The organism is Massilia sp. Masssp94 (assembly GCF_059491305.1).
Window position 1 is genome coordinate 5,691,491 of the sequence record NZ_CP168501.1, and the last position, 10,630, is coordinate 5,702,120.

Annotated in this window: 8 protein-coding genes; 4 read left to right on the plus strand and 4 right to left on the minus strand. The window is 65.2% G+C overall.

All coding sequences use genetic code 11. The features are described 5' to 3' along the window. Nucleotides 1-99: 99 nt before the first annotated feature. Genes ACEN9G_RS25290 through ACEN9G_RS25305 form a run of 4 tightly spaced genes read left to right on the plus strand, consistent with a single transcriptional unit; the run spans nt 100 to nt 5,984 of the window. On the plus strand, nt 100-2,814 hold the full coding sequence (locus ACEN9G_RS25290) for a TonB-dependent receptor (RefSeq protein ID WP_413339435.1): 2,715 nt from the start codon (nt 100-102) through the stop codon (nt 2,812-2,814). A 10-nt stretch (nt 2,815-2,824) separates the two neighbouring features. Further along, nucleotides 2,825-4,216, plus strand: coding sequence for a glycoside hydrolase family 5 protein (locus ACEN9G_RS25295; RefSeq protein ID WP_483127138.1), 1,392 nt, complete (start codon nt 2,825-2,827; stop codon nt 4,214-4,216). A gap of 19 nt (nt 4,217-4,235) precedes the next feature. Further along, nucleotides 4,236-5,678 (plus strand): glycoside hydrolase family 30 protein, encoded by a 1,443-nt coding sequence (locus ACEN9G_RS25300; RefSeq protein WP_483127139.1) that lies wholly within the window; start codon nt 4,236-4,238, stop codon nt 5,676-5,678. Nucleotides 5,679-5,696: 18 nt separating this feature from the next. Next, complete coding sequence (locus ACEN9G_RS25305) at nt 5,697-5,984, plus strand: carbohydrate-binding protein (protein WP_483127140.1); 288 nt, start codon at nt 5,697-5,699, stop codon at nt 5,982-5,984. Nucleotides 5,985-6,016: 32 nt separating this feature from the next. On the opposite strand, the gene ACEN9G_RS25310 is transcribed toward ACEN9G_RS25305, so the two are convergent. Genes ACEN9G_RS25310 through ACEN9G_RS25325 form a run of 4 tightly spaced genes read right to left on the minus strand, consistent with a single transcriptional unit; the run spans nt 6,017 to nt 10,629 of the window. Continuing rightward, entirely contained in the window at nt 6,017-7,378 is a 1,362-nt protein-coding gene (locus ACEN9G_RS25310; protein WP_413340228.1) for a glycosyltransferase family 4 protein, read from the minus strand. A gap of 28 nt (nt 7,379-7,406) precedes the next feature. Continuing rightward, nucleotides 7,407-8,591, minus strand: coding sequence for a hypothetical protein (locus tag ACEN9G_RS25315; RefSeq protein ID WP_413340226.1), 1,185 nt, complete (start codon nt 8,589-8,591; stop codon nt 7,407-7,409). Between the two features lie 8 nt (nt 8,592-8,599). Further along, nucleotides 8,600-9,361 (minus strand): outer membrane lipoprotein-sorting protein, encoded by a 762-nt coding sequence (locus ACEN9G_RS25320; protein ID WP_413340224.1) that lies wholly within the window; start codon nt 9,359-9,361, stop codon nt 8,600-8,602. Nucleotides 9,362-9,378: 17 nt separating this feature from the next. After that, nucleotides 9,379-10,629, minus strand: coding sequence for an ABC transporter permease (locus ACEN9G_RS25325; protein ID WP_413340222.1), 1,251 nt, complete (start codon nt 10,627-10,629; stop codon nt 9,379-9,381). Nucleotide 10,630 lies beyond the last annotated feature (1 nt).

A 10,630-nucleotide genomic window follows, 5' to 3' on the forward strand; every position in this document is an offset into this window, starting at 1 on the left:
CGAATCGCGTCCAGCGTGCGTCACGAATTGGCAACGTTTCCATCCGCGCGGATGGATGCGCTTCCAGGATCGCATTAGTTCAAACAACGAGGAGACACCATGCACCGACCCGGCAAAGTCCGCCCCCAGCAACGCATCCTGACCACCACCCCGATCGCCGCCGCCTGCGCCGCGCTGCTGTGGGGTGGCGCAGCCGCCGCGCAAACCACGGAAGACGCCACCGCGAACACCGTGGTCGTCACCGGCATCCGCGGCAGCATCGAGAGTTCGATGGCCATCAAGCGCGAATCCGATTCGATCGTCGAAGCGATCACGGCCGAGGACATCGGCAAGCTGCCGGACGTGTCGATCGCCGAGTCGATCGCGCGCCTGCCGGGTCTCACGGCCCAGCGCGTGGCCGGCCGCGCCCAGGTGATCTCGTTGCGCGGCCTGTCGCCGGACTTTGCCGGCACCTTGATGAACGGGCGCGAACTGGTCAGCACGAGCAATAACCGCGGCGCCGAATACGACCAGTATCCGTCCGAGCTGATCAACGGCGTCACCGTGTACAAGACGCCGGATGCGTCGCTCGTGGGGCAGGGGCTGTCGGGCACGGTGGACCTGCAGACCGTCCGTCCGCTCGACCGCCGCGAGCGCGCTCTGGCGTTCAACGTGCGCGGCGAGCGCAACGGCAACGGCAAGCTGAACGACGAATCGTCGGCCTGGGGCCAGCGCGTCAGCTTCGCCTACATCGACCAGTTCATGAACAACACGCTGGGTGTCGCCGTCGGCTACGCGCACCTGGATTCGCCGGGCCAGCAGAAGGAATACAAGGCCTGGTGGTGGGGCGACCAGAACAACCTGCCGCCCGGGAATGCCGATGTGGTGGCCCTGAAAGGCGCGGAAGTCACGGCGACCTCGCGCAAGCAGGTGCGCGACGGCCTGATGGCCGTGCTGGACTACAAGCCTTCGCGTGAATTCCGCAGCACGCTCGACCTGTACTACTCGCAATTCGACCAGACGGAAATCATGCGCGGCATGATGTGGAACTCGCACCAGTGGAGCGCGGTGACCTACCGCGATCCGCAGATCGAGACGATCGGCAACGTGAAACTCCTCACGGGCGGGACGCTGGTGAACCTGGAACCGATCGCCCGCAACGACTACAACACCCGCAAGGACACGTTGAGCGCGCTCGGCTGGAACAACAAGTACCGGACGGGCGAATGGGAATTCATCGGCGACCTGTCGTACTCGCAGGCCAGGCGCCACGAGCAGGTGCTGGAAACCTACGCCGGCCTCGGCCCGGCCGGGTCGGGCATCACGGACAACGATTTCCAGTTCAGGATCCCGGTCGAAGACGGCATCCCCAGATTCACGCCGAGCATGGATTTCACGAACCCGGCCCTCATCAAGCTGACCGATGTCGGCGGCTGGGGCAAGGATGCGGACATGCACCGTCCGAAGGTCGACGACACGCTGGGCTCCCTGAAAGTCTCGGCGAAGCGCAGCCTGGCCGGCATGTTCAGTTATGTCGAGGGCGGCCTGAATTACTCGAAGCGCGACAAGAAGCACTCGGACATCAACAACTACTACTTCCTGAAGAATAACCACGCGCCGGTGTCGGTGTCGCCGGACCTGGTCAAGCCAGCCACGTCGCTGTCGTTCGCGGGCATCCCGGCCGTGCTCACGTACGACACGCTTGGCGTGCTGGCCAGGTACTACGACCAGCAGGCCGCGCGCAGCGCCGACCTCGCGATCCAGAACTGGAGCGTGGAAGAGAAGGTCACCACCGGCTACGCCAAGCTGGGCATCGATACCGACCTCGGTCCCGTCCCCGTGCGCGGCAACCTGGGTGTGCAGGTGATCGGCGTGAAGCAGGGATCGGACGGCCTCGCGGTGGACGGCGACAAGATCACGCGGCTGCACGGCGGCAGCGACTACCGGGACGTGCTGCCCAGCCTGAACCTTAACTTCGACCTGAGCCACTTCGTCGACCGCACCGCGCTGCGCTTCGGCGCGGCGAAGACGGTGGCGCGCCCGCAGATGCAGGACATGCGCGCCGGCGCGTCGGGCGGCATCAGCGACACGACGCGCGAATGGAGCGGCAGCGGCGGCAATCCGACGCTGGAACCGTGGCGCGCCCGCGCGTTCGACCTGTCGCTCGAAAACTACTTCGCCAGGAGTAGCTACGTCGCCGTCGCCGCATTCTATAAAAACCTGACCAACTACATCTACAACCAGCAGACGGCGTACGATTTCACGGGCTTCCCGACGCAATCGAAGACGGTCCCGATCAGCAATATCGGCACGATGAACCGTCCCGCCAACGGCCAGGGCGGCATGGTCAAGGGCCTCGAACTGTCCGGCTCCCTCGAAGGCGGGCTGCTGTGGCGTGCGCTGGACGGCTTCGGCATCCTCGGCAGCTATTCGCTCACCGCGTCGTCGATCCACCCGAACGGTCCGGGGACGAGCGAGAAGCTGCCGGGCCTGTCGGGCAGCGTGTCGAACGTGACGCTGTTCTATGAAAAGAACGGCTTCTCGGCGCGCGTCAGCCAGCGCTACCGCTCCGCGTTCCGCGGCGAAGTCACGGGCCTGTTCGCGCTGCGCTCCTTCAGCGAGATCCTGGCCGAGAAGCAGATCGACTTCCAGGCCGGCTACGCGTTCGAGCAGGGCAGCCTGAAAGGCCTGTCGATCCTGCTGCAGGTGAATAACCTGAACAACTCGCCGTACCAGACGAAGCAGGGCAGCCCGTTCGCGAGCGGCGCCTATGCGCCCGAGCGCTACACGACCTATGGCCGCCAGGTGCTGCTGGGCCTGAACTACCGCCTGTGAGGACATGACCATGCGACTCACGACAGCGGCACTGGCCGCACTCGTCCTGTTCTCCGGTTGCGGAGGCGCCGGCGGCGGCGCGGCTGTGCCGCCGGCCGCGGCCCCGGTCCCGCCGGCCGCCACGACGCCGCCACCCACGGCGCACCCGGTCGAGCCGGGACCCGCGGTGCCGATCACGCAAGCGGTGCAGATGATCCACGCGCAGGGCGCGAAATGGGTCACGGCCGACGGCACCGAGATCCACCTGAAGGGCGCCAACCTCGGCAACTGGCTGATCAACGAATTCTGGATGATGGGGCAGGGGGCGAACGGCATCGACACGCAATGCCGGCTGGAGGCCGTCCTCGACAAGCGCTTCGGCTATGCGGAGCGCGACCGCCTGTTCAAGGTGTTCCGCGACAACTGGATGAAGCCGGCCGACTGGGACCAGCTCGCGCAGTTCGGCGTGAACGTGGTGCGCCTGCCGTTCATCCACACGCTCGTGGAAGACGAGCAGCATCCGGGGAGTCTGCGCGCCGATGCGTGGCACTACCTGGACGACGCGATTGCCCAGGCGGAGCGGCGCGGCATCTACGTGATCCTCGACCTGCACGGCGCGGCCGGCGGCCAGGCCGGGGAGAAGGAGCAGCACGACGGCTGCACCGGTCCGGCCGAACTGTGGACGACGCCGGCCTACCAGGACCGCACCGTGTGGCTGTGGCAGCAGGTGGCGGCGCGCTACAAGGACCGTCCGGCGGTGGCGGGCTACAGCCTGCTGAACGAGCCGTGGGGTACCGATCCGGCGACGCTGGCCGCCTTCATCGGCAAGGTGTACACGGCGGTGCGTGCCGTGGACCCGAACCACGTCGCCATCCTGCCGGGCCACAGCAGCGGCATCGGCGCGTACGGCGACCCGGCCGCGAAGGGCATGACGAACGTGGCGTTCGAGATGCATTTCTATCCGGGCCTGTTCGGCTGGGGTTCGATCGGCCCGGCCGTGCACCGCGACTGGCTGCTCTGCAATGCGGCGCGGACGACCGGCGTGTGCGAATGGGACAAGCGCATCCAGGGCCTCGAGACGCCGCTCCTCGTCGGCGAGACGCAGCCGTGGGCCAGCATGGGCCTGGAGACGGGCGCACAGGTGACGCGCGCCACCTTCGACACGTACGCCAGGCTCGGCTGGGCCACCACCGCCTGGGCCTACAAGTACGCCAGCAACGCGGGCGGCCACGGCACGGGTACCTGGGGCATGGTCACCAACGCGGCGGGCGACACGATCCCCGCGCTCGACTTCAACACGGCGTCGCTGGCCGACATCGAGAACCTGTTCAGGCGGTACGGGGCCGTGCGCTACGAGCCGCACCGGCCGCTGCGCGACTGGATGACCAGCTCCAATGCCCCCGATCCATTCGCGGGCCTGTAACGACAACGAGGAGACCATCGTGACCACGACACGAACCATGATCCGGCTGGTGTGCGCCGCCGCGCTGTTGCCCGGCATCGCACGGGCTGATACGGCGGACCAGCCCTGGCAGGTGTACACGACCGCGCAAGGCGGCCAGCCCTTCGCGGCGCGCCGGCTCGACGCGCCGCGCGCCGCGAGCCAGCCGCTGGAAACGGAGACGGCCGTCTTCGTCGACACCGGGCACCGCTACCAGGAGGTGTTCGGCTTCGGCGGTGCCATCACCGACGCCGCCGCCGAGACGTACGCGAAGCTCAAGCCGGACGCGCAGCAGGCGTTCCTGAAAGCGTATCTGGACCCGCGCGAAGGCCTGGGCTACACGATCCTGCGCACGACGATCCACAGCTCCGATTTTTCCAGCGGCAGCTACACGTACGTGAAGGACGGCGACCGCGCCCTGGCCTCGTTCGACATCGGCCACGACCGCCGCTACCGCCTGCCGCTGCTGCACCGGGCGCTGGACGCGGGCAAGGCCTACGGCGCGCAGATGCGCGTGTTCGCGAGCCCGTGGAGCGCGCCCGCGTGGATGAAGACGAACGGCTCCATGCTGGGCGGCGGCAGCCTTCGGCCGGAGTACGCCGGCACGTGGGCGCGGTACATCGTCAAGTTCGTCCAGGCCTACGAGAAGGAGGGCATCCCGCTGTGGGGCCTGTCGGTGCAGAACGAGCCGATGGCGAAGCAGACCTGGGAATCGATGATCTTCGCGGCCGAGGACGAGACGCGCTTCCTCGGCGACCACCTGGGCCCCGCGCTGAAGGCGGCAGGCCTGGGCGACAAGAAGATCATCGTGTGGGACCACAACCGCGACCTGCTGCCGCAGCGCGCCGCGCACATCCTCGACGATCCGAAGGCGCGGCCGTACGTGTGGGGTGTCGGCTACCACTGGTACGAGACATGGGCCAAGGGCGAGCCGATGCACCGCAACCTGGCGGCCGTCCACGAGGCCTGGCCCGACGTGCCGTTCCTGCTCACCGAATCGTCGATCGAGAAGTTCGACCCGGGCCAGGTGCAGAGCTGGGCGAACGGCGAGCGCTATGGCAGCGAGATCATCGCCGACCTGGCCGCCGGATCGAGCGGCTGGGTCGACTGGAACATGCTGCTCGACAGCCGCGGCGGTCCGAACCACGTCGGCAACTACTGCTTCGCGCTGCTGCACGCGAGCGACGACGGCCAGCTCGTGTTCACGCCCAGCTATGCCTACATGGGGCACTTCTCGCGCTGGATCCGGCCCGGCGCGCGCCGCGTGGGCGCGGCTGCGAGCCGCAGCACCCTGCAGACGGTCGCGTTCCGCAACGGCGACGGCCGGCTCGCGGTCGTCGTCATGAACCGGACCGACCAGCCGCAGCGCTACCGCCTCGTCGTCGACCGCATGGAAACGGCGGTCGACATCCCGGCGCACGCGATCCAGACCGTGGTGCGCTGAAACCACAGGGAAACCCCTATGAGTCGCAACCTCGTTCCAACAATGCGCCGGACGGCGGCCCTGCTGGCGCTGGCCGGCGGCCTGCTCGCCGGCCAGGCGCAGGCGCAAACGCCCATGCCCGGCACGGTCCAGGCGGAGACGTATGCCAGCATGTCCGGCGTGGTCATCGAACCGACGACGGACACCGGCGGCGGCTTCAACGTCGGCCACACGGACAACAACGACTGGATGCGCTATCCGGTCAACGTCCCGACGTCCGGCGCGTACACGGTGCAGTTCCGCGTGGCGCAGGGCAGCAGGACCTGACGATCTTTTCCAAGGGCGGCGGGTCGCCCACCTCAGGGTTCGGTCACCGCATCCGGTGCGGCTGCGGAGGCGCCCGTTTTCCTGGTCGCGGTCTCGAGCAAATTCAGTACGGCGTCGACCATATTGTCGACCGTGAAGCGCTTGGCGATGGCCCTGGTATTGCTTGCAAGGCGGCGGTGCAACGGGCGGTCCAGCAGCAGGCGTTCGAGCTGGGTGGCGAGATCGCCGCTGTCCCACGCCTTGAACAGGAGGCCGCCCATTTTCTCGCCGTCGCGGATGACTTCGCCGATGCCGCCATAGTCGGGCACCAGTACGGGGGCACCATGGCTCATTGCTTCGGCAACGACGAGGCCGAACGGCTCGCGATTGACGGACGGACAGACCACGCAATGGCTGTGCGCGTACAACGCGTCGCGTGTTTCGATTGAAATCGAACCCGCGTGAAAGACCTTCAGGTCGAGATGGGTGGACAGATCGTCCAGCACCTTGCGGTAGGTGCCGCCTTTCGCCGTCGAGCCGCAGATGACGAGTTGCATCGCCGTGTTCCGCCTGGCCAGCAGCCGGGCTGCGTAAAGCAGCAGATCGATGCCTTTCTCGGCGTCCTGGCGTCCGACATAGGCGACGATCGGATAATGCGGCGACAAGCCAGGAAAGGCCGACTTCAGGCTCGCGAACGAATGTTTGACCTTGCGCTCGGTTTGCACGATGCCGTTGTACACGACCGCGAGCGATTCTCGCGGCACGTCCATCTCCGCGACGATCCGGTCCGCGTAGTCGGCACTGACGACGACGGATGGCCAGGAGGAAGCACGGATGGCCTCGTTGAGCAGGCGGTGGAACTCGTCGAGCAGCCCCAACTGTTTAGCATGCGCGGCGAACTGCTCGTCCCCCTGGAATGTCAGCAGGTAGTCGAACTCGTGCGTGCTCATCCGTTGCGCCTCCAGGGCCAGCGGGCCGAGCGCCGCGAAACTCATCAACACATGGCTGGCCCCATCGCGTGCGAGAAGGCGTTGCAGACGCCGTGCAAGGCCCCGGTCTCCTCCGGGGCGGCCGTAGAGCGCATGGATCAGGTTGCGCAGCAGTCGGTCGACATAACCGCTGCGCGCCTGAATCGTGCGTACGCGCAGGCGTCGCGGCAACAGGAACAACAGACGGCCCACGCACTGGTCGAGGAATCCGGACGGCGTCGCGAAATGGTAGCGCGTGCCATGACACAGCATGCGGTGCGCGATGCCGGGGTCGGCGAGTTCGGCGTTCACTTCCATCATCCAGTAGATCACGACCTTGTGGCCGCGCCGCCATAGCGCATTGGCCAGTGCCAGGTCCCGTACGGTCGAGCCGAGGTAATCTCCGCTGCCCATCGTGACGATGGCAAACGTGCGTGTCGATTCCATCATGGTCTCCCTATGGTTCTGCAAGACGCTAATACGTGTAGGACGCGCCCACGAATACCGATCTGTGCAGCAGGCTGCCGAATTCGCTGTTCGCCGCACCACGGTAATGCGCCGGCACGATCAATAGCTGCAAATGGTCGCCCAGTTCGTATTCCGCGTTGACGATGAACTGGGATGAAACGTCATCGAGATTGCGGATGTAGCGCGCAGTCAGATTGAGTTTGCCGGCGATTTTCGTGTCGAGGAATTGCAGCATCGCGTAGCGGCGCCGCGCCAGCGGAAGGACGGGATCGAGCAATGCGCCCCGGCGCTGCAGGCACGTCTGGATCGGCGCGTCGGGGCAGCCATCCTTGTTGAAGAAATACTCGGCTGTCAGCGTCGGGCCGCTTTCCAGGGTGTACGACGCGCCGGTGAGCAACTGCCGGTTGCGCGGCGCGACCCCTGGGCCGTTCGACTTGCGCCCGGCACTGGCTTCCGCATGCAGCAACAGCGCGTCCGACACGTTCCATCCGGCGAAACCGCCAATGCGACTCCCTTCGCCGGTCGCTTTCGATCCGATCAGCGAAAAGTAGGTCTTGTCGCCAGTGAAGTCCAGTTTGACGGCGCGTGCCTTGCGATAGCGATTGATCGGATCGAGACGGCCCTTGCCGGTGTTGTCGATGAGCGATACCGTGACGGCGGAACTCGCGACGTAAACGGCGCGGGCATAGTCCAGCCCCGGCTGTTCGAGGTTCGGGTTGTTCTTGCCGTTGTTGGCATTGAACGGATTCGATGGCGACACGAGCGAGGAGGGCCCCCACTGCAGGTTTTCCCGGCCATAGCTCAGCGTCAATCGGTCGTGCGGACGGAAGCGGATCGATCCCTCGTTCAGGAACACCTTGTGCTCGATCTTCCGGTCAGGGGACATGCCGGGATAGTCGATACGCGAGCGCGTCCAGTAAAAGCGGGGCCGCAGGTCGAATTCGAATGCGCGCAGCTTCAGGTTGAAATCGGGGCGGAACTGGAACGCGGCCTGGTTGCTTGCAATGCCCAGGCTGTTGTTCGGGTTCAGCGGCGAGGAGAGCGTATCCTGATAGAGCCCGTAAGCAAGGCCGTTGATGCGCGAATAAAATCCATCACTGATTTCCTGGGCCAGAGTCGAAGACTCCGGCGCGGCATATGCCGACCAGGACAAACCCAGGCCCACTACACATAGGGAAAGCCGTTTTCGCATCGTTAGCCTCATCGCATGAAGAGATTCAGGTTGAAGACGTAGTCAGGTATTGCTTCGATGTGTGGATTGGCGAGTTTCAGGTAAGTCACCTCCGTGTTCATCAATTCCCCCCGCAAGGTGATCCGGGACAGAAACGGACGGGTGTTGCCGTTGACCTTGACGGTATTGGCGTAATCCATCCAGGCGGATTTGAATTTCTTGCCCGATACGGTGAAGTATTCGGCCTTGATCCCGAGCAGGCGTTTTTTCGAAACCCAATAGGTGATGCGGTCGTACGTCACCTTGTCGATATTGGCTTTCAGGTCGAAGACGTAGCACTCCTCGCCGTTGACGAGCTCGTCGGGGAGCCGCGTGGCCGCGTAGTTGTCGGCATAGTTGGTGGCCGCGATATCGCCATACGCCGCGTCGCCCATCAGCTTCTGGCGCTGCGAGATCGGTACAGGCCTGCTGAGGCCCGGCTTGTAGAACCACATGTTCGTGTTGAGCATGAGGATCTTGTTGCCCCTGTACTTGGGCGGCTCCAGGCTGACACCGGCGAAATCGAAGGCACGCACCTTGATGTCGTAGACCAGCCGGTCCGTGACCCTGTCGTTCTCGGACGACTCGATGGCGACCCGCCAGGCGAGACCATTCACATTGCCGCGCGCTTCGTCCGCCGCCCTCAGGATGTCGGTGGAAGAGGGCTCGGCGCGACCGGCATACGGCAGCGACAGGAAGATCGCCAGTGCCATGGCCGGCCGAGTCCATCGGGTCAGGTACGGTGCAGTCATCGCAATCTCCTCGTTCTTCAGGCATAGCCCAGCGCATTCGGGATGGGCATGCGCGCGGCCTTGCGGGCCGGCAGGATCGCAGCAACGGTGGACAACAGCATCAGCATGAGCGTGCTGAATACCCAGTACGTGGGGACCAGGTAGATTTGCAGCGGCACGCGGCGCGCCATCTGGGGCGGTATCCACGTAGGCTCCAGCCAGCTCACCGACGTGACGACGAGCAGCGTCAGCGCGATGCCCAGCAGCGATCCGAAGCCGCCCAGCACGACGCTTTCCATCGAGAACAGCCCGACGATGCGGCGGCGCTTGACGCCCAGTGCGCGCAGCGTGCCGATCTCGCGGGTGCGCTCCATGACCGCCATGGTGAACGTGTTCACCACGCTCATCACGACGATCATGAAGACGATGACGAAGCTGACGACGAAGATCACGTCGAACATCTTTTTCGTCTTGGTGTAGAAGGGCGACAGCTCGGCCCACGTCCGGATGTCGACGTCGAGGCCGGATCGCCGCAGTTCCTGCGCCAGGATCGTCCGGAACGCTTCGACATCGGTGTCCCGGTCGAGCAGCAGCGTGACCCGATCGACGCTGTGCGTGTCGTACAGGCTCTGGGCGAACCCGAGCGGTACGATGGTGAGCTTGTCATCGAGCACCTCGACAGGCGAATCGATGAGTTGCACGAGCCTGGCGTCGAGGGCATTGATCTGGCCGCTCACAGTCGGCGACATCGCCACCGCGGTGGCGCCGAGCGGCAGATTCAGGGCCTTGGCAAGGCCATGGCTGACGCCGATGCCATTGACGTCATCGTCCGCCAGCGGTTGGCCGTCGTACTGCCGGATGCGCTTTTGGGTCGCGTTGGCGTATTTCCTGATTTTCTCGACATCGGACGGTACGCGGCCCGTGCCGATGAAGATCGTCGAGACTTCGCCGTTGCTCAACAGGCCGGACACGCCCAGCTGCGCCGTGTTGACGAGGACTTCGGGGTGGCGTGCAGTCACGCCCTCGACGGTCCTGAGCTGGTCCGCGGTGAGCAGGTAGCGCGTCGGGTCCAGCTTCCCCTTGTCGAGGAATCCGGTCTTGAAGATGGTGAGGTGTCCGTTTGCCTCGCCGTAGATGTAATTTTCCTGCAGGTTGTTGAAGATGTAGACCATGAATCCGCCCAGCACGTTCACGGCCACGAAGCCGAGTGCAATCGCCAGGATCGTGAAGAGGGAGCGGCGCGCGTTGCGGAAGAGATTACGGACGGCCAGTTTGATCCAGGTGAGCATG